Annotated in this window: 23 protein-coding genes and 1 tRNA gene; 14 read left to right on the top strand and 10 right to left on the bottom strand. The window is 66.6% G+C overall.

Translation table 11 applies throughout. The features are described from left to right. Nucleotides 1–122 precede the first annotated feature (122 nt). From BM337_RS05460 to BM337_RS05450, 3 genes are all read left to right on the top strand, one after another. Entirely contained in the window at nucleotides 123–995 is an 873-nt protein-coding gene (locus tag BM337_RS05460; RefSeq protein ID WP_089814672.1) for a universal stress protein, read from the top strand. Nucleotides 996–1,225: 230 nt separating this feature from the next. Beyond that, complete coding sequence (locus BM337_RS05455) at nucleotides 1,226–1,819, top strand: DUF7978 family protein (RefSeq protein ID WP_089814670.1); 594 nt, start codon at nucleotides 1,226–1,228, stop codon at nucleotides 1,817–1,819. A gap of 51 nt (nucleotides 1,820–1,870) precedes the next feature. After that, nucleotides 1,871–2,578: a helix-turn-helix domain-containing protein gene (locus BM337_RS05450; protein ID WP_089814668.1), complete on the top strand. Its 708-nt coding sequence runs from the start codon at nucleotides 1,871–1,873 to the stop codon at nucleotides 2,576–2,578. Nucleotides 2,579–2,604: 26 nt separating this feature from the next. Here BM337_RS05450 and BM337_RS05445 read toward each other — a convergent pair whose 3' ends face one another. The 6 genes from BM337_RS05445 to BM337_RS05425 all read right to left on the bottom strand — a co-directional run bounded on the left by BM337_RS05445 (nucleotide 2,605) and on the right by BM337_RS05425 (nucleotide 10,930). Beyond that, nucleotides 2,605–3,384, bottom strand: a complete 780-nt coding sequence (locus tag BM337_RS05445; protein ID WP_089814666.1) for a PHP domain-containing protein — start codon at nucleotides 3,382–3,384, stop codon at nucleotides 2,605–2,607. Nucleotides 3,385–3,451: 67 nt separating this feature from the next. Beyond that, complete coding sequence (locus BM337_RS20980) at nucleotides 3,452–3,592, bottom strand: hypothetical protein (RefSeq protein ID WP_177227186.1); 141 nt, start codon at nucleotides 3,590–3,592, stop codon at nucleotides 3,452–3,454. Nucleotides 3,593–4,545: 953 nt separating this feature from the next. Continuing rightward, nucleotides 4,546–5,883: a hydroxymethylglutaryl-CoA synthase gene (hmgB, locus tag BM337_RS05440; protein ID WP_089814665.1), complete on the bottom strand. Its 1,338-nt coding sequence runs from the start codon at nucleotides 5,881–5,883 to the stop codon at nucleotides 4,546–4,548. Between the two features lie 74 nt (nucleotides 5,884–5,957). After that, on the bottom strand, nucleotides 5,958–7,346 hold the full coding sequence (locus BM337_RS05435) for a PKD domain-containing protein (protein ID WP_089814663.1): 1,389 nt from the start codon (nucleotides 7,344–7,346) through the stop codon (nucleotides 5,958–5,960). Next, a complete protein-coding gene (locus tag BM337_RS05430; protein ID WP_089814661.1) occupies nucleotides 7,346–9,358 on the bottom strand; it encodes an Ig-like domain-containing protein in 2,013 nt (670 codons plus the stop codon). The genes BM337_RS05435 and BM337_RS05430 overlap by 1 nt, the downstream gene beginning before the upstream one ends. 978 nt (nucleotides 9,359–10,336) lie before the next feature. Then, the gene (locus BM337_RS05425) at nucleotides 10,337–10,930 is read right to left on the bottom strand and encodes a DUF2150 family protein (RefSeq protein ID WP_089814659.1); all 594 of its coding nucleotides are present in this window, start codon (nucleotides 10,928–10,930) and stop codon (nucleotides 10,337–10,339) included. A gap of 220 nt (nucleotides 10,931–11,150) precedes the next feature. Between BM337_RS05425 and BM337_RS05420 the strand changes: the two genes are divergently transcribed. From BM337_RS05420 to BM337_RS05410, 3 genes are all read left to right on the top strand, one after another. Continuing rightward, nucleotides 11,151–12,686, top strand: coding sequence for a TrkH family potassium uptake protein (locus BM337_RS05420; protein WP_394327760.1), 1,536 nt, complete (start codon nucleotides 11,151–11,153; stop codon nucleotides 12,684–12,686). Between the two features lie 117 nt (nucleotides 12,687–12,803). Beyond that, nucleotides 12,804–14,138 (top strand): Trk system potassium transporter TrkA, encoded by a 1,335-nt coding sequence (gene trkA / locus BM337_RS05415; protein WP_089814655.1) that lies wholly within the window; start codon nucleotides 12,804–12,806, stop codon nucleotides 14,136–14,138. Between the two features lie 52 nt (nucleotides 14,139–14,190). Beyond that, nucleotides 14,191–14,589 (top strand): hypothetical protein, encoded by a 399-nt coding sequence (locus BM337_RS05410; protein ID WP_089814653.1) that lies wholly within the window; start codon nucleotides 14,191–14,193, stop codon nucleotides 14,587–14,589. Between the two features lie 41 nt (nucleotides 14,590–14,630). Here BM337_RS05410 and BM337_RS05405 read toward each other — a convergent pair whose 3' ends face one another. Continuing rightward, nucleotides 14,631–14,873, bottom strand: a complete 243-nt coding sequence (locus BM337_RS05405) for a DUF8151 family protein (RefSeq protein WP_089814651.1) — start codon at nucleotides 14,871–14,873, stop codon at nucleotides 14,631–14,633. 105 nt (nucleotides 14,874–14,978) lie between these two features. Between BM337_RS05405 and BM337_RS05400 the strand changes: the two genes are divergently transcribed. Then, nucleotides 14,979–15,206, top strand: coding sequence for a DUF7860 family protein (locus tag BM337_RS05400; protein WP_089814650.1), 228 nt, complete (start codon nucleotides 14,979–14,981; stop codon nucleotides 15,204–15,206). A gap of 201 nt (nucleotides 15,207–15,407) precedes the next feature. Here BM337_RS05400 and BM337_RS05395 read toward each other — a convergent pair whose 3' ends face one another. Further along, on the bottom strand, nucleotides 15,408–16,052 hold the full coding sequence (locus tag BM337_RS05395; protein WP_089814648.1) for a class I SAM-dependent methyltransferase: 645 nt from the start codon (nucleotides 16,050–16,052) through the stop codon (nucleotides 15,408–15,410). Nucleotides 16,053–16,139: 87 nt separating this feature from the next. Between BM337_RS05395 and BM337_RS05390 the strand changes: the two genes are divergently transcribed. From BM337_RS05390 to BM337_RS05370, 5 genes are all read left to right on the top strand, one after another. Further along, nucleotides 16,140–16,775 carry an adenylate kinase gene (locus BM337_RS05390; RefSeq protein ID WP_089814646.1) on the top strand — a complete coding sequence of 212 codons (636 nt, stop codon included), beginning with the start codon at nucleotides 16,140–16,142 and terminating at the stop codon, nucleotides 16,773–16,775. 90 nt (nucleotides 16,776–16,865) lie between these two features. Beyond that, entirely contained in the window at nucleotides 16,866–17,771 is a 906-nt protein-coding gene (locus tag BM337_RS05385) for a DUF106 domain-containing protein (RefSeq protein ID WP_089814643.1), read from the top strand. Between the two features lie 565 nt (nucleotides 17,772–18,336). Next, nucleotides 18,337–18,915 carry a (d)CMP kinase gene (gene cmk, locus BM337_RS05380; RefSeq protein ID WP_089814641.1) on the top strand — a complete coding sequence of 193 codons (579 nt, stop codon included), beginning with the start codon at nucleotides 18,337–18,339 and terminating at the stop codon, nucleotides 18,913–18,915. A 31-nt stretch (nucleotides 18,916–18,946) separates the two neighbouring features. After that, nucleotides 18,947–19,852 carry an RNA-guided pseudouridylation complex pseudouridine synthase subunit Cbf5 gene (locus tag BM337_RS05375; RefSeq protein WP_089814639.1) on the top strand — a complete coding sequence of 302 codons (906 nt, stop codon included), beginning with the start codon at nucleotides 18,947–18,949 and terminating at the stop codon, nucleotides 19,850–19,852. 75 nt (nucleotides 19,853–19,927) lie between these two features. Next, nucleotides 19,928–19,998, top strand: a tRNA-Pro gene (locus BM337_RS05370). Between the two features lie 97 nt (nucleotides 19,999–20,095). Here the strand turns inward: BM337_RS05370 and BM337_RS05365 are convergent. Both BM337_RS05365 and BM337_RS20975 read right to left on the bottom strand, forming a co-directional pair. Beyond that, nucleotides 20,096–20,299 carry a type II toxin-antitoxin system HicB family antitoxin gene (locus tag BM337_RS05365; RefSeq protein WP_089814637.1) on the bottom strand — a complete coding sequence of 68 codons (204 nt, stop codon included), beginning with the start codon at nucleotides 20,297–20,299 and terminating at the stop codon, nucleotides 20,096–20,098. Between the two features lie 160 nt (nucleotides 20,300–20,459). Further along, entirely contained in the window at nucleotides 20,460–20,630 is a 171-nt protein-coding gene (locus BM337_RS20975; RefSeq protein ID WP_177227184.1) for a hypothetical protein, read from the bottom strand. 90 nt (nucleotides 20,631–20,720) lie between these two features. Between BM337_RS20975 and BM337_RS20970 the strand changes: the two genes are divergently transcribed. Continuing rightward, complete coding sequence (locus BM337_RS20970; RefSeq protein WP_177227182.1) at nucleotides 20,721–20,870, top strand: hypothetical protein; 150 nt, start codon at nucleotides 20,721–20,723, stop codon at nucleotides 20,868–20,870. Beyond that, on the top strand, nucleotides 20,870–21,154 hold the full coding sequence (locus BM337_RS05360; RefSeq protein ID WP_089814635.1) for a hypothetical protein: 285 nt from the start codon (nucleotides 20,870–20,872) through the stop codon (nucleotides 21,152–21,154). Before BM337_RS20970 ends, BM337_RS05360 begins: the two co-directional genes overlap by 1 nt. The last annotated feature ends 124 nt before the right edge of the window (nucleotides 21,155–21,278 follow it).

The raw sequence follows: 21,278 nt of genomic DNA, 5'->3' as shown, positions 1-21,278 counted from the left end.
TTGCGGAGCGCTTCGGCCCCGCGACGGCCCGACGGGACGTCCGTGTCGTGTGGACCGCGGCCACGGGCTCCCGGACCGGAACGCCCCACGTGTTTTTCCCGGTTCGGGGGGAACACTCGGACATGTACGACCGGATCCTGTTCCCGACCGACGGTAGCGACGCCGCGAACGCGGTGCGCGACTACGTGCTGGACCTCGCAGCGGCAGAGGACGCCACGCTTGAAGTGCTCTACGTCGCGAACTCGAACGAGAACAGCGTCACCCGGGTCGGTGGCGAAGTGGTCGACGCGCTGGAGCAACACGGGGAAGAGGTCGTGGCCGACGTCGAGGACCGGGCGGCCGACCGCGGCGTGGACGTCCGCTCCACGGTCGAACAGGGGGACCCTTCCGGGACGATACTTGCGTACGCGGACCACCGCGACGTCGACCTGATCGTGATGGCGACCCACGGCCGGCGAGGGCTGGACCGGATGCTCCTCGGGAGCGTCACCGAACGCGTCGCCCGGAAAGCGGCACGGCCGGTGCTCACCGTCAGGCCCGACGACGACGTCTCCCGGCGGTATCCACCGGAGTCGGTGCTCGTGCCGACCGACGGCAGCGCCGTCTCGAAGCGGGCTGTCGACGAAGGGGCCGCGCTCGCGGCCGAGCAGGACGCCACGCTCCACCTGCTCACGGTGATCGATCCCTCGGTGTTCGGTGGTGACGACTACGCGGTGATGCCGACCGACGTCTTCGAAGAACGGGCGGAGTCGATCCTGGACCGAGCGGTCGCGCGAGCGGAAGACGCCGGCGCCACGGACGTCGTGCGCGCGAGGGAATTCGGGAACCCCCGGCGGACGATCGGTCGGTACGCTGGCGAGGAGGCGGTCGACCTCGTCGCCATGGGGACCCACGGACGAAGCGGCGTCGACCGGTTTCTCATGGGAAGCGTCACCGAGGGCACCGTGCGGACCGCGCCAGTGCCGGTGCTGACCGTCCGGGGCACGGACGACTGACGCGGCGGCGACGACAGATCAGGTCGAGTGAGTCCGGCGTCCCGGAACCGCCTCGTAGTGTCGGTTGTACCGATTTTCAGCAGGGACACGACAGCGAAGATGAACTGGGACTGAACGAACTGGTGACCGGGGAACGCTGGAGACGAATTCCGACCGACACAGTCGGTCTTTCTGTTCACGCGGCAGGTTCCCCAAAACATATACCGACACCACGCGCCGTTCGACCCGATATGCCCACAAGTGAATCGCGAACCGGACTGATCGGCGGTATCGGCGGTGGCGTCGCCGCGTTCGGACTCGGCTACCTCCTCACGTACGCGCTGACCATCTCCACGGTCCGCGACTCTTCCATCGCGCAACTCGCCGAGGCGTTCGGCGACGGCGGCGCGGCCTGGAAGATGGTCGGCTGGGTGTTCTTCAACGCCCACGGCGCCACGACGACGCTGAACGTCAACGTCCCCATCTTCGGCGGCACGTCGGCCGTGAACTTCATCGCCGAGTCCGAGGCCTTCTCGACCGTCCTGTACGGGATTCCGCCGGCGTTGCTCCTGATCGCCGGGCTGGCCGCCGCGCGGATGGCCGGCGCCACCGAACTCGGCGACGCACTCCGCATCGGGCCGGCCGTCGTCGCGGGCTACCTCCCGCTCGCGCTGATCGGTGCCGTCCTCTTTACCATCAGCGTCGAAGGGTCGACGGGCCAGCCCACGCTCGTGACCACGATCGGTCTGGCCGGGGTCGTCTACCCCGCCGTCTTCGGAACTATCGGCGCAGCGGTCGGAACGGTCCTCGCATCCGGAGAGAGTCGACGCGAAGCGGCGGCGTGACCGACGTTCGATACCCTTTTTGCCGCGTCGGATAACTACACCAGTAGTTCAATGACGCGCGGCCCTCGCGAGGAACTGGCAGAGAAGATAGCCGGCGAGGTGGCTCTCTCGAACGATCCCGGCGAGACCATCCGCAAGTGGCGCACCGACTTCGAGGTGTCCCAGACCGAACTGGCGAGCAACCTCGACGTCTCCCCCTCGGTCGTCTCCGACTACGAGAGTGGACGCCGGGACAACCCCGGCATCGGCGTGGTCCGCCGGGTCGTCGACGCGCTGCTCGACATCGACGAGGACCGCGGCGGCGAGTTCATCCACCAGCACGCCCGCGTCCTCTCCTCGGGGTTCGACTCCGAAGTCGTCCAGGACCTCCGGGAGTACTCCGCGAACATCCCGCTCGAACGCTACTACGACGCCATCGGTGCGACCGAACTGGTCGCCGGCGACAGGGACACCGTCGCCGGCCACACCGTCATCAACTCCATCGAAGTGATCACGCGACTCTCGTCGGACGAGTTCTACCAGCTCTACGGCCAGTCGACCAACCGCGCGCTCGTGTTCACCAACGTCACCCGCGGGGAATCGCCACTCGTCGCCCTCCGGGTCGTGACGCCGACGCCCAACGCCGTCGTCCTCCACGGCCTCGACGAGGAAGACCTGTGGGACCACGCCGTCGACCTCGCCCGCATCGAGGGGTTCTCGCTGGCCATCGCCGACGGCGACATCGACGACATGCTCGCCGGGATGCGGGAGTTGCCCTGACCGGCGGCCAGTCGCGAATTGTCTCTTTAGCTGTTCAGTCCGGGCGGGTCGGCCAGTTCGAGGTCCCGTTCTGCGACGAAGTCGGTGAGGAACGCCGCCCGGGAACCGATCTCGTCGGGGTAGTGCGAGTCCGTCCCGAGCGTCACGCCCACGTCGTACTCCCGGAACGCGTCGAGGAGCCCCTCGCTCGGATGGACAAGGTCCAGGTCGGTCAGCGCCCGCCCGGCGTTGATCTCCGGCACGGTCCGCGACTCGGCGAAGGCCTCGGCGACCCTGTCGTACTGGGCCTCGGTGGCTCGTCCGCGTAGCGGTCCGGTCCGCTCGATCAGGTCCGGGTGGGCAGCGACGTCGAACAGTTCCGACTCGGCGAGCGAGACCAGCCGGTCGAAGTACTCGTCCACGAGCGCGTCCAGCGCGTCGTCGGACCGGTCGGCGAAGTACGACGGCACCTGCACGTTGACGCCGTCGAGTTCGTGGACGCTCCCGACGGCGTAGTCGAAGCCGGCCTCGTCGAGGAACGACCCGATGGCGCCTTCGTCCCGCGGGTCGTAGTCCATCTCGACGGCGTCGTAGACGGCCAGGTCGAACTCCTCGCGGAGCCGCCCGATCCCCCGCCGCCGGCGTTCGTAGGTCATGTCCAGGTTGAACGCGTACTCGGCCCGCTCGCCCCGGCGGTCCTCGCGCTCGGTGACGGTGCAGTGGTCGGCGAAGCCCACGCCGTCCAGTCCCGCCTCCTCGGCGGCCCTGGCCATCTGGAAGAGGAACCGTCCGTCCGAGTAGTTCGAGTGGACGTGGTAGTCTCTCACGGTGTGACAGGAGGACGCGGTGGGTAAAGTGGATTTCGTCGACAGGACGGGCAGGTGCCTGCCGTGGTCACTCCTCGTTGCGCTCCTCCGCTTCGTCGTCCTCGCGCATCTCCGTCTGCTCGACGGCGTCTTTGTCCTGGTCGCCCCCGCCGTACTGGTTCTCGTCCTGTGTCTCCCCCTCGTCGTTCTGATCGCTGTCGTCGGTCATGCACCGCTCAATTGGGTCGCTGACTGGTTGAGTGATCGACTTGCGACTGCAGGGAATCAGCTGGTACGGGACTGGGTGCTCAGTATAGTGAGTGTAGTGAGCGATCAGGGGGGTTCGAATTATCGACGTGACTAAGGACAATAACACCTCGAAAGCCCTCGGCACGCTCTCTGGAGTCGGAATCAGCACCCCCAACAACACTCAGAAAGCCCTCGGCGCGCTCGCCTCGCGCGCCACAGTCTGCGCTCCTCGCTTCGCTCCGGTGCTTGACGTGTCGTGCTTCGTCGACCCCGCCTCGCCCTTTCAGTCCACCAGGTTCCGCATCGCTCACGCGATGAAACGCGCTCGCGATTGAGTCCGCCAATCCTCCCCGGATTCGGCGCGTCCGCGCCGAATCACGCGTCCTCACCGCTCCGCAACCGTCCGGCCGGGAGCGAGTAGCCGAGCGAATGCGAGGCTCTCGTGACCAGGGGAAGGGCAGGGCTGCGGTGCTGTGCTGGTCCTGGTGGACTGAAAGGACGAGGTGCGGTCCGGGAACCCGGGCGAAGTAAGCACCTACTGGAGCGCAGCGAGCCCCGGGATTCTCGTGAGCGGAGCGAACGAGAGCTCGAAAGACGAGCGAAGCGAGTCTTTCGGTGCCGGAGCCCGTCGAGGGCTTTCTGGTTGTTGGTAATCTCATTGCTTCCAGCGCAATTCCGACGAACCATCCGCTCAGTACACACGCACGATCCAACACTCAAAAACTCCCAGAGACGTCCTACCCGAGCGTTCCGTTATCGTACGTACCGGTACTTCCGTTCGCCCATGCGGCCCCAGCCGTCGAAGACGAACTGCCTCGACCTTTTTCATCGTCGGGTTTCCTCGCTCACTCCGTTCGCTGCGGGAACCACTCCTCGAAAAACGTCGGCGAAAAAAGGCCGACCGCTCACTCCGTTCGCGGTCGGTGCAATACCTTACCGAACGTACCGGTACTTGCGCTCGCCCATGCGGCCCCAGCCGTCGAAGACGAACTCTTCGCTGGGCGTGGTGAGTTCCTCGACGTCGGTCTCGGAGTCGTGGTTGTGGGCGTCGTGGATGCGCTCGTACTCCTCGAAGGAGATTTCGTAGCGGTCGGCGAGCTGTTCGTCCACGTTGAGCTCGGCGATCTCGTCCTCCCAGCCCGGGACGACGGTCTCGTGGTGGATCTCCGCCTGGGCGCCGGAGCCGTAGGAGGCGAGCAGGAGTTTGGCGTCGTCGAGGTCGCGGTCGTTCCGGCGGGCGTGGCGGAGGCCGGCGGCGCGGGCGACGTGGACCGAGCCGGTGTACCAGTTGCCGACCTCGCGGGCGATCTCCAGGGTCGGTTCGATGGTGTCGGCGTACCAGGCCTGGTAGCGCTCGGTCTCGGTGAGCGCGTCGGTGTACTCCGTGACGGCGTCGAAGTACTGCTCCTGGGTCTTGAACTCCTCGGGGCGGGGCTGGCGGCCGATCTCCTCGGCGACGGTCAACTCGACGTCGGTGTCGCGGATGATGTGCCGGTAGCCCAGCGCCGCGGCCTTGCGGACCATGCCGGGGAACGGCGTGTGGAACGGGACGAGTTCGAAGTCCTCGGGGTGGACGCCGCCGACCTGGCTCTCGTAGTCTTCGAGGGCCTCGCGCAGGCGGGCGAGGTACACCTTCATCGAGCGCTTGCCGTCGACGGAGGGGAACTGCTGGTTGGGCTTGAGGAAGTCCGTCTCGTCGGCGCTGCCGAAACCCTGTTCGGTCGAGAGTTCGACCAGGCTGGGGTCCTCGTCGACGAGCATCGCGACGGCGCCGGCGCCCTGGGTCGCCTCGCCGGGGTCGTCGCGGGCGTACAGCGCCGTGTCGGTGGCGATGACGATGGCCTTCTTGCCGCGGTGGCGGCCCGCGCGGATCCAGTTGTAGGCGTCGTCGAGGCTCTGCGTACCGGCGATGCAGGCGAACTTCCGCTCGCCCTTGTTCGCGTGGTGGAAGTCCTCGTCGTACACCGATTCGAGGCACCCGGCGACGTAGGTGGAGACCGGCTTGGAGTTGTCGAAGGCCGACTCCGTGGCGACGTCGATGCGGCCGATGTCGTCGGGCGTGAGCCCCTTGCGCTCCATGAGCCGGTGGGCGGCGTTGGCCCCCATCGTCACGATGTCCTCGTAGACGTCGGGGAACGACGACGCGTTGAGGCCCAGGCCCTTCGTGTACTTGCCCGGGTCCTCGTCCTGTGCCGGGGCGAACGTCTCCGCGAGGTCGAGTCGCAGGTTGCCCGTCCAGATTTCGATGGCGTCGATACCGACTGCTGTCATACGAAGGCACTCACTGCGCCGCTATAAGTTACTGTCGACTGTGAGTTCGACGGGTGTCGAACCCGAGAGCGTCGTCAGCACGAATCGTACGCCGACGGCGGCGGGTCAGTGCCATCGGCGGTGTCCGTGACGGTGCGGCAGGCGCGATTCCCGGCAGCGTCGGTCGCGACGACCGTCATCGTGTGGTCGCGTCCTGAGCCCTGATACGCGCGAACGTTTTCGTACGTTTCGTCACCGGATGCGCCATCGTAGGACTGCTGAACCGTCCCGGAGCGATTGACCCACACCGTCGTCTCGACCAGTCGGTCGTCGGTCACGGTCCACTGGACTCGGAACGATTCGACGTACTCCCAGTAGATCCAGTAGAAGCCCCCCTCACTCTGGTCCGAGACGGCGAACGTCTCGATGCTCGGTGCTGTGGCGTCGACGGTCAGCGGATCTGTCGTCGCCGAGTCCGCGTTCCCGGCGTCGTCCGTCGCGGTGACGGCGACGGCTTGGTCGCCCTCCGCCGGCGAGTCGCCGACCGTGAACGACCCCTCGTAGGTGCCATCGTCGTCACCGTCGCTCAGGGGCACCGTTCCCGCGTCGAAGGCGCCGGCATCGGCCGTCACCGAATCGACGCCCGGACCGGCCTCGGCGACGTCGGCCGTAACGGTCACCTCGTCGCCCGGTGCGACGAGTCCATCGCCCTCGCCACCGTCGGAGAGCGCGACGTCGCCGAGTTCGACCGCGGCACCGACGGCCACGGTCCTGGTCACGCTGTCGGTCGCTCCCTCGGCGTCGACGACGGTCAGCGTGACCGCGTAGTCGTCTCGCCCCGGGAACGCGTGAGTCACCCTGGGATCCGTCGTCGTCTCGTCGACGGTGCCGTCGGCGTCCCAGTCCCACCGGTACTCGACGATGCCCTCGTCGTCGACGGACGCGCTCGCGTCGAAGACGGCGGAGGCGTCGGATTCCGGCGCCCCTGGTGCGACCGAGAGGCTGGCGAACGGGGCCCGGTTCGTCGACCCCCGCGGGACGGTCGCGTGCTCGCGTACCAGGACCGCGTTCGCAGAGCTATCGACGACGAGTACGACGACCTCGGTCCGTTCGACGAGTCCGTGGCCCGTGCGCCACACCTCGGCGGGTTCGAACCGGTCGTCGCCGTCGCCGTCCACTGCGGCAGGGTCGATCGAGTGCCGGTTCGAGGACCCGTCAGCGCGGACGACGACCGTCAGGTCGGGCATCGCCAGGGGGTCGCCGCCGGCGTGCGTGACGACGACGGCCGACGGCGTGAGTTCCACGTCGGCGTCGACAAGCGGCGACGCCGTCTCTGAGATACCCGAACTACCGAGGTAGAGGACGCTCCCGGCCCCGACGGAGACGACGACGACTGCCGTCAAGAGGACGATGCCGACGGTGCTCGACTGGGCGCGGCTTCCCGACTGTGATTCCCTTCCCGGAGATGAGGAGAGAGAAGTCATCAGTATCCCGGTGGGACGAACGAGAAGGTCGTCGACGAGCCGTCCTGGAAGAACAGGGTGACAGTAAGTTCGTCATCTGCGGCGCTGACGGTATTACCACCGTTGTTCCGGAAGTTCAGCATCGTCACTTGCGCCTGCTCCCCGGGAGCTAGCGTCGCTGAGGCAGTCAGGGAGGTCGTCGTCCCGATCGAGTAGCTGTTCACCTCCAATCGTCCAGGCGTGGAGGCGGCTATGTACACCTCGTGCTGGCCAGCACCGGATCCGCCGTTGTACTCGGCGATGGTAACGTGGTTCGACCCGGTCGATTCGACGCGGATTCCCGTTATGGTCGCGCTCTCGCTTCCCGTATTCTGCACGTCGAAGTCGACGCGGCTCTCGTCACCGACTCTCGCAGTCCCACTGCCATCCACGTAGCCGACCTGTTCAGAGGAGGACGCCTCTTCCACGTTCTCCACCGTGACTTCGATAACGGCGCTTCCCTCGCTGGTCGAGGCCAGCACGTCGACGGTGCCGTCCGACTGGGCGGTGAGGGTCGTCGTCGCGGCGCCGTCACTGCCAGTCGTCCCGTTGCCGGGCGAGACGGTGCCGACAGACGAGTCGGAGACGGCGAAGTCGACGTCGACGCCCTCGTAGGTCGGGTCGATGACCGACTCCAGCGCCAGCGTGTCGCCGTCGCTGGCACCGACGTCCCAGGTGCAGGCGGACTGGGAACAGTCCGAGAGGGCGTCGCCGCCGTTGCCGTCCGTGTCCTGGGGGTCCGTCCACGAGATGTCGTAGGCCCCGGCGCCGCCGCCACCACCGCCACCGCCACCCTGGACCCTGACGTCGACAGTGACGTTCTTTGGCAGACTCCCGTCGAAGGGACGCGCGTCGAGCGCTGCGGTGGCGTTCGTGGTCGCGTTGATCTGGTGGGTGTCGGCGCTCGTACTCCCGGTGGTCTCGTAGGTGAACGTCGCGTGGCCGTCTCCGTCCGTGTAGACCATCTCCTGGGCGAGTGAGCCCGTGTTATCGCCATCGACGCTGGCGTTGACCGACACGCCGGAGACGGGGTTGTTGTAGGCGTCGCGGACCTCCAGGGTGACGTCCCGCGACTGTCCCTTCGTCACCGGTTCGACGGGGCCGCCCTCGCGAGTCAGGTACTCCGGTGGTTCTTCCGTCACGCGCGTTCCCACGCCGACCTTGGTGAGCTGGAGCCGGTAGGTTACGCCCGGGTCGAGCGTGATCCGGACGGTCCGGAACTCGCCGGGAGCGTCCGAGGGCGGTTCAGTGACATCGCGGACGTGCTCCTCCCCGTCGAGGAGGGTCTGCCAGCGCGAGGCCGACAGTCGCGAGGTGAGGTTCACCGTCACCGGGGAGTCGCCGTCGGGCGCCTCGACGAGAATCGTCTCCTCGGCGCTACTGACCGGCCGGACGTCGACGCTGGTCGCTCCGGTCGAGGTCCGTTCCAGCGACCCGTTGACGGCCACGAGCGAGATGGTCCGCCCGTCGACGACGGTCTGGCCCGCCGTGACGATGGTCCCCGAACGGAACTCGTTGTAGAGGACCGAGTGTTCGTAGACGGAGAGCGGCGCACCGTCGTACACGTTGTATCGCGGGTCGTAGCTGACGACACCGGTGTCGTAGCTGCGCAGCGACCCGTTCCACACGTCGCCCGTCTCGCCAGTCGCCGTCGCGTTGCGGACGGAGAAGGCGACCCGCTCGTCGCCGGTTCCCTGCGTCCGCAGCGACCCACTGGGCGGGCCCGGATTCTGTGCCAGCGCGCGACTCGGATACGTGGTGCCGAGCGTCACCGACGTCGCCGTCGTGCTCCCGCCGCCCGGCATCGAGACGATGGCGTTGCGCAAGTCCTGCAGTTCCCCCTGGACCTGCTGGTTGTGACTGAACTCGACGGCCTGGTTCTGCTGTGGGACGACGAACGCCTGGTACGACGAGAAGGCGACGATGAGCGTCGCGAACAGCAAGACGGCGCCTATCTGCACCGACTGGCCGCGCTCGTCGTCCCGGAATCGCATCGCTGGAAGGTTTTCCGAAGGCGGATAAAAGTCTCCCTCCCCGGCTACAGCTTTTGATAGTGGCTCGCAACTGCTGTCGAGCGATCAACCGATCTGTGGGCTCGTGCTGGTAGTTCCCGTGACCAGCCTGTGATTCGTCTCCAGTGGTTGGTACAGTGTGTAGGGGTATCGTTTGGGTGGTTTCGAACGGGTGACGCGACTGGAAACGACAACACCTCGAAAGCCCTCGGCGCGCTCTCTGGAGTCGACAACGATACCGCAAACACTTCGAAAGCCCTCGGCGCGCTCGACGCGCCCTGTGCGGGATATCCTCGCTCCTCCGTCGCTCGGATAGGGCCACCGATAGACTCGCTTCGCTCGTCTATCGAGCCATTCGCTCGCTGCGCTCGCGAAGACCGCGCAGGCCACGCGACCGCACCTCGCCCTTTCAGTCCTCCAGGCACAGCCTCGCTCGCGCGATAAAACGCGCTCGCGGATGACATCCACCAAACCTCCCCGAATTCGCGCCGTCCGGCGCGAATCACGCTTCCTGACCGCTCCGCAACCGCCCGGCCGGGAGCGAGTGGCCGAGCGAAAGCGAGGCCCTCGCGACCAGGGGAAGGGCAGGGCTGCGGTACTGTGCGGGCCTCGGAGGACTGAAAGGGCGAGGCGGGCTCCGGGAACCCGGGCGACGCAAGCACCTACTGGAGCGCAGCGAGCCCCGGGGCCGGAGCACGCCGAGGGCTTTCGAGGACTTGTCTTTCTTGGTTCCGGCTTCAGAGAGCCCGCCGAGGGCTTTCTGGGTGTTAGCGGTCTCCTTTCTTCCAGCGCTATCCCATCAAAACATCCGAGCACTTCACACATCAACCCAACAGCAGAATCCGCACGGAAGACACCGAACGACGCGCACAGGGAGCACACGTCCCGGACACGCACGGCTACCCGGACACGCACGGCTCCCCGGACACGCAGGTCACCCTCGAAAAACTGCGTCTCGGTTCAGTCTTCGGCGTCTTCTTCGTCTTCTTCGACGAGTTCCGGGTCGCTCATGGCGGTCTGGAGGCTGTCGAGGCCGTTCACCCACTCGGAGACCAGCCCGTACTCCAGTTCGCCGATCGACTCCATGTCGAGTTCGGCGCCGTCGATGACGAGCGTGCCGGCCTGGACGCAGTAGCCCAGCGCGGCGTCGAGGTCCTCCTCGGCCTCCGAATCGGCGGCGGCCTGGACGTACTCGACGACGGTGCCCTCGGCGGCGGGGCCCTCGACGACGAACTCCTCGGCGGCGTAGAAGACGCAGACGAGCGAGGTCTGGACGCCGTCGATGAGCATCACCTTCTCCTCGTCGTCGATGTCGACCTCGTCGAGGACGATCTCGCGCACGCCCTCGATCTCCTCGAGCGCGGTCTCCTCGTCGACGACGTCGTCCTCGAAGTCGGTGATGATCTTCGCGATCGCGATCGCGGCGTCGTCCTGTAAATTCAGCAATAGGCGCGCCGAGTCTTCGTTTTCCGGATCCACCTCCTCCTCCTCGATGCGGTCGATCCAGTTTTGCCACCGTTCCTCTGTGTAATACTCCCCCGGCGGAGTGCTCATATCTCCCCGTACACAGCGCCGGGGATAGTACTTTCGACCCCCGATATCTCGTTATCGATTGACACACTGGAGCGGCCGGATCCCACCAGAGAAGCGTGTCGCGCGTTCGGAGTGGTGGGTGTGGCGAGAATCTGGCGGGTGTGACGAGAACTCCATCCCGAAAACCACGTCCCGATTCGACGTGAACCCCGACGTAATCCGAATGAGAGGTGTTGGTCCAGTGTTCGAGAGTTACGTCGACTACAGGTCCAGTCTGAGTTTCATCGGCACGATTCTGACGCGGCTGGCCCTCGCCCCCGCCACCGTCCTCCTCGTGGCGCTCTACTACGGGGAGCCCATCCGCCCGTTCGTCGTCACCTCACTGGTCATGGTCGTCCTCGGCTTCGGCCTCGAACGGCTTCGCGAGGACCGCGAACTGGGTCGGCGTGAGGCGCTCCTGATGGTCAGCCTCACGTGGCTCGCCGTCCCGCTCGTCGGGACCATCCCGTACCTCGTCGCCGGCCAGGGCACCCTCGCCGACCCCGTCAACGCCCTCTTCGAGAGCATGAGCGGGTTCACGACGACGGGGTCGACGGTCATGGGAACGATATCTGTCGACTACCACTCCCACTCGATCCTGCTGTGGCGACAGCTGACACAGTGGATCGGCGGGATGGGGATCATCGTCCTGATGGTCGCGATCCTGTCGGAGCTATCGGTCGGTGGCGCGCAGGTGATGAACGAGGAGGCGCCCGGTTTCAGCATCGAAAAGCTCACGCCCCGGATCCAGGAGACCGCACGTGCGCTGTGGAGCATCTACGCCGGGTTCACCGTCACGGCGGCGGTGGTGTTCTACGTCCTGGGGGCTACCGGCTACGCGCCGAACATGGACCTGTACAACGCCGTCGCCCACGCGCTGACGACGATGCCGACCGGCGGCTTCTCCCCCGAGGCCCGGAGCGTCGAGGCGTTCTCTCCGGTGATCCAGTGGGCCGTCATGCCGTTCATGCTGATCGCGGGGACCAACTTCGCGCTGTTCTGGTACGCCCTCAACGGCGAGCCACGGCGACTCACGGGGAACAGGGAGTTCCGGGCGTACGTCCTCGCCGTCGCCGCCGTCGGTGGACTCCTGGCGGTGTTGCTGTACACCGGACTGGGGCTCGCGGACGTGCCGACCAACATCGCCGTCCTGCCGGGGAACCTGGAGAACTCGCTGCGACAGGCGCTGTTCCAGTCGCTGGCCATCGTGACGACGACGGGCTACGCGAGCATGGACTTCAACACGTGGGGCGAGTCGGCCCAGCTCGTCCTCCTGTTCGCGATGTTCCTCGGCGGTTCTGCCGGGTCCGCGGCCGGGTCGATCAAGATCGTCCGCTGGTACGTGGTCCAGAAGACGATGACTCGGGAGCTGTTCACGACCGTCCACCCCGACGCCGTCCGCCCGATCCGGATGGCCGAGGGGCCGGTCGACGAGGAGACGATCCAGGGAATCTTCGTCTTCGTGATGGTGTTCATCACGCTCTTCGGCGTCTCGTCGGTCCTGCTCTTCCTCGACGGCCTTCGCACCGGGATGGATCTGTCCGCGATGGAGGCGACGAGCGCGGCCATCGCGACGCTCGGCAACATCGGTCCGGGCTTCGGCGTCGTCGGCCCGATGAACAGCTTCGAGCCGTTCTCGGACGCGGCCAAACTCTACATGGTCTTCCTGATGTGGATCGGCCGCCTGGAGATACTCTCCGTGCTCGTCATCTTCACACCGAACTTCTGGCAGCGGTAGGCCGGCCGAGAACGGGGACGGCCGCGAACGAGGACGGCCGCGAACGCCCCGCCGAAGCCGTACGTTTTACCGCCCTCGACCTGTAGGAAAGACAGACAACTCCTCCGGGAACCAGCAATGCACGTCATCATCGTCGGTGCCGGCCAGGTCGGATCGAGTATCGCAGCCAGCCTCGCGGCCGATCACGACGTGGTCGTGGTCGACCGGGACCCGTCCGTCGTCGAGAGCCTCACGTATTCGGTCGACGTGCTCGCGATACGGGGCGACGGCGCCTCGCTGGCGGCGCTGCAGGACGCCGGCATCGACGAGGCGGACATGCTGATCGCCTGTACCGACGACGACGAGACGAACCTCGTCACCTGCTCGACGGCGAAGACCGTCGACGACCCCTTCACCATCGCTCGCGTGCGCAACGTCGACTTCCTCGACACGTGGAACCACTCGAACGACGCCTTCGGCGTCGACTTCATGGTCTGTACGGATCTTCTGACCGCGGAGGACGTCGTCCGCGTCATCGGGCTCCCGGCCGCCCTCGACGTCGACCCCTTCGCGGGTGGCGCGGTCCAGATGGCGGAGTTCAGCATCGGCGAGGGGAGTCCAGTGGCCGCGCAGACGGTCGCCGAAGCCGACGAGTGGGAAGCGCTGACGATCGCCGCGTTGATCCGTGGCGGCGAGGTGATCGTTCCAGACGGAGATACCGTCATCCAGGCCGACGACAGGGCGATCGTCATCGGTCGACCCGACAGCGTCCACTCGTTCGCGGAGAGCGTCGCGCCCGCGGAGACGCCCGACCCAGACGACGTCGTTATCATCGGCGGGAGCGCCATCGCCTACCAGACGGCGAAGATCCTCGAAGACCGGGGTATGCGCCCCCGGCTCATCGAGCGCGATACGGCGCGAGCGCGGGAGCTGGCCGAAGCCCTCCCGAAGACGACCGTCATCGAACACGACGCGACGGACGCGGAGTTCCTGACCGCCGAACACGTCGACCGGTCCGACGTGGCGGTCGCCGCCCTCGACAGCGACGAGAAGAACCTGCTGGTCTCGCTGCTGGCGAAGACACTCGGCGTCGACCGGACTGTCGCTATCGTCGAGAACGGCGAGTACACCGACCTGTTCGAGACGGTCGGCGTCGACGTCGCCATCAACCCGCGCGAGGCGACCGCGGAGGAGATAATCCGCCACACGCAGGCGGGCCAGATCGAGAACCTCTCGCTCATCGAGGGGCGACAGGCGGAGGTGCTCGAAATCGAGGTGGACGAAGAGAGCGTCCTCGCGAACCGGCGGATCCAGGAGTCGGCCGCCGACCTCCCGGAGGGCGTCGTCATCGGTGCGATAACCCGTGACGGTGCGTACGTCGTCCCCCGTGGCGGGACGCGTATCGAAGCCGGCGACCACGTGGTGCTGTTCGTCGACACCGACGTGCTCGACGACGTCGCAGCGGCCGTCTGAAGATCCGCGTCGACTGACGACAGGGACTCAGCCCCGTCGGGACGGTGCTGAAGTGGCTCTGGGTTCCGCTCGCGCTACCGCAGGGAATCGCTATCTACGACGACACGCCGTCCGCCCCGTCAGACTGAGCGGGAGCGTCGTCGACGAAGAGACCGTCAGCGACGTGTGTGCGTCCACGGTCGTGAGTCTCGTCTACTTCATCCTCGGCGCCATCTTCGTCGTGGTCAACGAGTCCCGGACCGGCGCGACCGTCGGCGAGTTCGAGGCGACGAGCGCGACCGGGGCGACGTTCTTCGAGGTCGGCCCCGCGTTCGGCATCGCCGGCCCCTTCGTGAGCGACGCCCCGTTCTCGACGCCGACGAAACGGCTGCCGACCGGGCCGGTGTGGGTCGGACGCATCGAAATCGTCCCGGTCCGGGTCCCGCTCACGACCTGGTACTGGACGCGGTGAGAAATCGGAGAGATCAGTTCGATGGAGACCAGTTTCTGGCCTCAGGCGGCTGTCGTCAGCACTCGCCCCAGCAGCCGCTGGTAGCCGATCATGTAGACCCCGGCGTACAGCGCCACGGCGCCGACGCCGACGAGCCAGAGAGAGACGGGTTCGAAGCCGGAGGCGAGCGCGGCGAAGCCGGCCCGCTCGGCGAGGAGACCGAGGGTGCTCAGGAGCACCATCGCGACCAGTTCGACCGCGACCGTGAACAGTTCGACGAGCGATTCGGGTGAGAGTTCGGGCATACCTCCCGTTGGCTACCGGACGGTAATGACAGTTCCGCCCCGTCACCGCCCGACGACGGCGGCGGTCGAACAAACTTATAACAGATCGGGAATCACGTCGAACTAATGGGACGATACGGTAACATCGACTATCCGACAGTCACCAAACGCGCGTTTCTGTTCGGCGTCTCGCTGTTCCTGATCGGCGTCATCGGCGAAGTCGTCGGCCAGACGTTCTTCGCGCCGCTGCCGGCCTGGGAACAGACGCTGCTTGTCGGCGCCGAGGGCGTCGGCGTCCTCGTCGCGCTCGTCGCACCGATCGTGTTCGGTGTTGTGTTGCCGCTGACGGAGTAAGACCGGCGCCGACCGGAGGGAGGGGCCGGTTTATAGCGAGCGGGAGCGAACGCAGTGAGCGACACGCGAGCAGGTCGGGCCTGAGCGGAGCGAAGGGCCGACGTTATCAGCGAGCGGGAGCCGAGCGGTCACGGAGTGACCGCGCTTGCTCGAACGGTGAGTGGAACGAACTGTGAGAGCGAACGGCAGGCATCACGACCGCTACCCTGCGCGAGCTTCGACCCACAGCCAGCCGTTTTCGGACGATTCCACGGCAGTGACGTCGAAGCCAGCGCGCTCGACGTGGTCCTCGAACGCGTCGGCCTCGTAATACTCGAAGTGGCGTTCGCCGTCGTAGTCGTCGGTGCGGTCGTCGTACGCCTCGCTCTTGACCGTCGCCCCGAACAGACCGTCGGTGCGGAGGACCCGGGACAGTTCGGAGAGCGCACCGGGTAGCTGGTCGCGGGGGAGGTGGACGAGCGAGGCACAGGCCCAGGCGCCGTCGACGGTGCCGGATCGGAACGGTATCGAACGCGCGTCCGCGAGGGCAAGGTCGGCGCCGTCAGCCCGGTCGGTCGCCGTCGCGAGCAACGACGGCGAGATGTCGAGTCCGACGACGTCGACGTCGGCCGCGGCCAGCCGGGCCGTTTCCCAGCCGGGGCCACAGCCGACGTCGAGAACGCGGCGGCCGTCCAGAGCGTGGTCGCCGTCCAGAGCGTGGTCGCCGTCCAGAGCGTGGTCGCCGTCCAGCGCGTCGAGAAACCGGTCGAGGAGGGCGTCGACGCCCGACCGGTCCGCGTTCGTCGCCGCGTATCGCTCGGCGTTGTCCTCGTAGGTCCTGAGCGTGCGCGCGAGGCGCTCGTCCATGCGAGCGAGTCCGCAGCGCGGCCCAAAGGAAGTTGGCGACGTGGCAATTTGAACAACCCTTTTACGAACCCACCTGAACCGTCAGCTATGGCATCGCCACGAATCCTCATTCTGGGCCCGCCGGGAGCCGGCAAAGGCACCCAGTCGAGCAACATCGCCGAGGAGTACGACGTCGAGCACGTGACGACGGGAGACGCGCTACGGTCGAACAAGGGGATGGACATCTCCGACATGGACACCGAGTACGACACGCCGGGCGAGTACATGGACGCCGGCGACCTGGTGCCCGACGAGGTCGTCAACGCCATCGTCGACGAGGCCCTGTCGCAGGCCGACGGCTTCGTCCTCGACGGCTACCCGCGGAACCTGGAGCAGGCCGAAGAGCTGGAGGGGATGACCGACCTCGACGTCGTCCTCTCGCTGGACGTCGACCGCGACGTGCTCGTGGACCGACTCACCGGCCGCCGGGTCGACCCCGAGACGGGCGAGAACTACCACGTCGAGTTCAACATGCCCGACGACGAGGACGTCCGCGACCGCCTCGTCCAGCGTGAGGACGACAACGAGGAGTCCGTCCGGAACCGACTGGACGTGTTCGAGGAGAACACGGCGCCGGTCATCGACCACTACGAGGACCACGACGGGTTCGTCGCCATCGACGGCGAACAGACGCCCGACGACGTCTGGGCGGACATCCAGGCCGCCATCGACGAGCGCGTCTGAAGCGGGAGTTGGCACTGAGGGTCCCGCGGCTCGCTGACGGCCGCGGACTAAAACGTTGATAAAGGACCGTCGCTGAATACTCTAACAACAATGGCACGCACCGCGCAGAAGGTGGACTCGCTCGCCGCCGAGGGCGACAGTATGACCGACGCCCTCGCGGCGGTCCTCGACGTCGCCGAGGAGAACGGGACGGTGACCTGGGGCGACGTCAGCGACGACCTCACGAGCGGCCAGTGGGGCCGACTCATCGAGAAAGGGCTCCTGGTCGACGCCGACGGCGAGGGATTCGTCCTCGAAGACCCGGACGGCGTCCGCGACGCCCTCGAAGAGAGCGACCCGTCGGCCATCGGCGACGACGGCGACGACGCCGAGGTCGAGTGGACCCAGTGGGACAAGATCGCCGCCGTCGGCGCCATCGCGATGTTCGCCGGCTACTCGGTCCAGAGCGTCCGCGGCATCGTCGGGTCGACCATCGACATCTTCCTGGGCCCGCTCGAAGCGGCGCTGCCCTTCTACGTCGTCGTCCTCATCCTCGCCGTCCTGACGGGGCTGTACTCGACCATCCTGCAGGACAAGCTGATGGACTCCGAAGTGATGGGCCAGTACCAGGAGCGGATGTCCGACCTCCAGGAGCGGCGCAAGGACGCCAAGGAGCGCGGCGACGACGCCGAGCTCGAACGCATCCAGGAGGAGCAGATGGAGGCGATGGGTGACCAGCTCGGCATGTTCAAGGCCCAGTTCCGCCCGATGGTGTGGATCATGCTGCTGACCATCCCCGCCTTCCTCTGGATGTACTGGATGATCCGCGACGGCCACCTCGAGACGGCGAGGGACACGGTCATGGTCCTGCCCCTCTACGGCGAAGTCACGGACTGGCAGGAGGGCGTCGTCGGCCCGCTCCAGGCGTGGATCCTCTGGTACTTCCTCTGCTCGCTGGGCTTCACCCAGCTCATGCGGAAGGCCCTCAACGTCCAGACCACGCCGACCGGATCCTGAAACGCTCGGCGGTCGCAGTTCTCGATTTTCGCGGTTCGTGGCTCGCACTCAGTTCCGACACTCTGCTCGTCGATGGTTCCTCCAGTCGTCCGCTCTTTGCTCGCCGGGGCCGAGCCTCGCGAGGCTCGGCTCCTACCGGCTCGTGGGTCACTCCGTTCCCCGATCGCTCGTTCGTCCGCCCTTCACTGCTCACGGCTCCTTTCAGTCACCGCTCGCACGTACGGTGGCCCCTCTCTTCGGTCGGCGCCGCCCGCCGTTCAGCGCCGGCCAGCTCACGGCTCGCTTCGCTCGCCGTTCGCTCGTTCGTCGGCCCCTCGATTGCTCACGGCTTCGCCGTTCGCCCGTTCGGGGGCCCTCACTTCGTTCGCGCCCCCAGCGCTCGGCGCCGACCGGCTCACGAGTCACTCCGTTCCCCGTTCGCTCCTTCGTCGGCCCCTCCCTGCGGTCGGCGCCGACCGGCTCACGGCTCGCTTCGCTCGCCGTTCGCTCCTTCGTCGGCCCCTCCCTGCGGTCGGCGCCGACCGGAACAGACAACCTCTTTAGCAGGGCACCCCCGAATCGGTATATGTTGATAACCGTCTCCGGACCGGCCGGCGTCGGCAAGAGCACCCTCGCGGAGGGGCTCGCCGACGCGCTCGGCTACGACCACGTCAGCGGGGGTGACATCTTCCGGGAACTCGCGGACGAACGGGGCGTCTCGGTCGTCGAGTTCAATCGCCTCGCGGAGGAGGACGAACAGATCGACCTGGACCTCGACCGGCGCCTCCGCCAGATCGCCGAGGAGCGCGAGGATCTGGTGGTCGAATCGCGTCTCGCCGGGTGGATGGCCGGCGACCACGCCGACCTGAAGCTGTGGCTCGACGCGCCGCTTTCCGTCCGCGCGGCCCGCATCGCCGACCGCGAGGACAAGTCCGTCGCAGAGGCGAAAGAGGAGACCCAGGCCCGCGCCGCGAGCGAGGCCCTGCGCTACGAGGAGTACTACGGCATCGACATCGAGGACCTGGCAATCTACGACCTCACCGTCAACACCGCCCGCTGGAGTATCGACGGCGTACTGGACCTGGTCCGGGGCGCCGTCGAGGCCTACGACCCCGAGTCCGACGAGGGGAAAGCGCCCGTCGAAGGCGTCGAGTACGAGTTCTGAACCGTCCAAATTCTACCGAGGAACCCTTTCAATGACCACGCGCGGCCCGCCCGAGGACCGGACGCCCGCCGACCTCCTGACGTTCGGCGTCGTCAACCTCGACAAGCCGCCGGGGCCGTCGGCCCACCAGGTCGCCGGCTGGGTGCGCGACATGCTCGACGACGCGCTGGCGGGAACGGACCACGCCGTCGGCCGCGTCGCCCACGGCGGCACCCTCGACCCGAAAGTGACGGGCTGTCTGCCCATCCTGCTGGGCGACGCCGCCCGCGCCGCGCAGGTGTTCGACGACGCCGTCAAGGAGTACGTCACCATCCTCGAACTCCACGACCGCGCCCCCGCCGACTTCGACGACGTCCTCGCGGAGTTCGAGGGGCCCGTCTACCAGAAACCACCGCGCAAGAGCGCGGTGTCGCGCCGACTGCGCGCACGCGAGATATACGACCTCGACGTACTGGAGAAACAGGGCGAACGACGAGCGCTCCTGCGCGTTCGCTGTGAGTCCGGGACCTACATCCGAAAGCTCTGCCACGACGTCGGCCTGGCGCTTGGCACCGGCGCGAACATGGGCGAGTTGCGCCGCACGGCGACTGGCCCCTTCGACGACACCTCGCTCGTGACCCTACAAGACCTCGCCGACGGCGTCGGGTTCTGGCAGGAGGACGACGACGTGGACGCGCTTCGAGAAGTGATCTCGCCGGCCGAGCGAGCCTTCGAGCCGTTCCCGAAAGTCACTATCGCGCCCTCCGCCGCTGCCGAAGTGGCCGAAGGCGCCCAGGTGTACGCCCCCGGCGTCATCGACGTTCCGGAGGGCGTCGAGCGCGGCGAGTTCGTGGTGTGTTACACGCCCGACGGGGCCGCGGTCTGTCTCGGGAATCTCGTCGGCGACTGGGAGGCCGACTCCGGCGTGGCAGTAGAGCTGGAGCGAGTGCTGGTCTGAGGATGGGAGATTACGGTCGATTCTACAGGCGGAAAGCGACACCCTTAATTCGTGGACTGCCATTCCTCCATACGCGGGACCGTGGGGTAGTGGTATCCTATGCGGATGGGGTCCGTATGACCTGAGTTCGACTCTCAGCGGTCCCACTCAATTTTAAACTGGACAGCGTTTGGTCCGAGCGAGGGAGACCGTACGCGGTGTTCCCTGTGTTCGGCGATCTAGCGACACCACGCGTCGGAGTCGTCACCCGTCGAACCAGGGTGCATCGGGTGTTGGGGCGTCGTCGTCCTCCGCGCGGGCTTCCAGCGTCAGTTCAACCGCCTCGTCGAGGTTCGCGAGGGCTTCCGCCCGCGTCTCGCCCTGGCTGGCAACCCCCACGGCTTCGTCGATTGCCGACCACCCGCCGTCGTCCTCCTCGATGAGGCGGATTTCCCTACCGGTACTCATAGGATATAATAGGCCGAATCACCGGAAAAACCTTCAGGGGTCAACTGATCTGGGATCGTGACCGGCTGGAGGTGGACAATGCAGCATGAGAGTCAGCGATCAGGGGCGGCCCGGTCTACAACCAGTGCAATCGGCTCATCACGAGGAGTTCTGTCGCGACTCACAGCTCGTTTCTCTCGTCGGAAGATTCCGGCTCGTCTATCCGCTCATCGATTCGGGATTCGTTGTATTCCCGTCCAAAGAACCCACGCAGAGCCATCGTCGTGCCGATGTAGGCCCCAACTGCGACGACGGCGACGTCGATCAAGCTTATCACGATTCCCACGGACATATGCTGAGACCCATTGCCAGTTGTTTATCTCTAGTTATTTCGTCTCAGTGAGGACAAGTCGAGGTGGTAGGACAAGTCGAGGTGGTTCCAGTGAGTGAAAGATGCGCGTTCACTCGCGCGTCCTATCTCTACGACGCCGAAGCCGGCGAGTGTGTCCCATGGGACTGGCGGAAGATGCAACCCATCGCGGAGTCCCAGCGGGAAGTCGAGCGCGCTGTCGCTGACGTTGAGGGTGCGTGATGCTGGCCGGTGGCTCTCGCGACTGCGAGCGGTTCCCCGAACTGCGCGAACACCTCGGCGAGGACCCGGCGCGGTGGCTCGACTGGCCGATCCTCGTTGAGCGCGACCGTGAGCGACTGGTCCGGACCCGCATCGAGAGTATCGATCGCATCGAAGTGATCCGGGCGTGGAAAGCCGTGGAGCGGGCGCTTGGTCGCGGCGACGACGGCGGCCACGGCCCGGTATCGTCCAGGCGCTCGACGAGCGACGGGTGTCGCACTCGCGAATCCAACCCGGGGGGTTGAATTCTGCATTAGGGGTATGGCTAAGGCCACATCATCAAAATACACCGCCCAGCTTCCGCCCGACCCGATCCGCCAAGGGAAGGAAAGAACTCGTGGTGCTCGATATTGGTAAGGGATTTCTGGC

Source organism: Halomicrobium zhouii (assembly GCF_900114435.1).
Classification (GTDB): domain Archaea; phylum Halobacteriota; class Halobacteria; order Halobacteriales; family Haloarculaceae; genus Halomicrobium; species Halomicrobium zhouii.
The sequence above is the reverse complement of the archived record's forward strand: the minus strand, read 5'-3'. Positions and strand labels throughout refer to the sequence as shown.

What these genes read in the sequence shown, in the direction of transcription:
- BM337_RS05460 (WP_089814672.1), top strand. Translation starts at nt 123, where the DNA reads ATGTACGACCGGATCCTGTTCCCGACCGACGGTAGCGACGCCGCGAAC.
- BM337_RS05455 (WP_089814670.1), top strand. Translation starts at nt 1,226, where the DNA reads ATGCCCACAAGTGAATCGCGAACCGGACTGATCGGCGGTATCGGCGGT.
- BM337_RS05450 (WP_089814668.1), top strand. Translation starts at nt 1,871, where the DNA reads ATGACGCGCGGCCCTCGCGAGGAACTGGCAGAGAAGATAGCCGGCGAG.
- BM337_RS20980 (WP_177227186.1), bottom strand. Translation starts at nt 3,592, where the DNA reads ATGACCGACGACAGCGATCAGAACGACGAGGGGGAGACACAGGACGAG.
- hmgB (WP_089814665.1), bottom strand. Translation starts at nt 5,883, where the DNA reads ATGACAGCAGTCGGTATCGACGCCATCGAAATCTGGACGGGCAACCTG.
- BM337_RS05435 (WP_089814663.1), bottom strand. Translation starts at nt 7,346, where the DNA reads ATGACTTCTCTCTCCTCATCTCCGGGAAGGGAATCACAGTCGGGAAGC.
- BM337_RS05430 (WP_089814661.1), bottom strand. Translation starts at nt 9,358, where the DNA reads ATGCGATTCCGGGACGACGAGCGCGGCCAGTCGGTGCAGATAGGCGCC.
- BM337_RS05425 (WP_089814659.1), bottom strand. Translation starts at nt 10,930, where the DNA reads ATGAGCACTCCGCCGGGGGAGTATTACACAGAGGAACGGTGGCAAAAC.
- trkA (WP_089814655.1), top strand. Translation starts at nt 12,804, where the DNA reads ATGCACGTCATCATCGTCGGTGCCGGCCAGGTCGGATCGAGTATCGCA.
- BM337_RS05405 (WP_089814651.1), bottom strand. Translation starts at nt 14,873, where the DNA reads ATGCCCGAACTCTCACCCGAATCGCTCGTCGAACTGTTCACGGTCGCG.
- BM337_RS05400 (WP_089814650.1), top strand. Translation starts at nt 14,979, where the DNA reads ATGGGACGATACGGTAACATCGACTATCCGACAGTCACCAAACGCGCG.
- BM337_RS05395 (WP_089814648.1), bottom strand. Translation starts at nt 16,052, where the DNA reads ATGGACGAGCGCCTCGCGCGCACGCTCAGGACCTACGAGGACAACGCC.
- BM337_RS05390 (WP_089814646.1), top strand. Translation starts at nt 16,140, where the DNA reads ATGGCATCGCCACGAATCCTCATTCTGGGCCCGCCGGGAGCCGGCAAA.
- BM337_RS05385 (WP_089814643.1), top strand. Translation starts at nt 16,866, where the DNA reads ATGGCACGCACCGCGCAGAAGGTGGACTCGCTCGCCGCCGAGGGCGAC.
- cmk (WP_089814641.1), top strand. Translation starts at nt 18,337, where the DNA reads ATGTTGATAACCGTCTCCGGACCGGCCGGCGTCGGCAAGAGCACCCTC.
- BM337_RS05375 (WP_089814639.1), top strand. Translation starts at nt 18,947, where the DNA reads ATGACCACGCGCGGCCCGCCCGAGGACCGGACGCCCGCCGACCTCCTG.
- BM337_RS05365 (WP_089814637.1), bottom strand. Translation starts at nt 20,299, where the DNA reads ATGAGTACCGGTAGGGAAATCCGCCTCATCGAGGAGGACGACGGCGGG.
- BM337_RS20975 (WP_177227184.1), bottom strand. Translation starts at nt 20,630, where the DNA reads ATGTCCGTGGGAATCGTGATAAGCTTGATCGACGTCGCCGTCGTCGCA.
- BM337_RS05360 (WP_089814635.1), top strand. Translation starts at nt 20,870, where the DNA reads ATGCTGGCCGGTGGCTCTCGCGACTGCGAGCGGTTCCCCGAACTGCGC.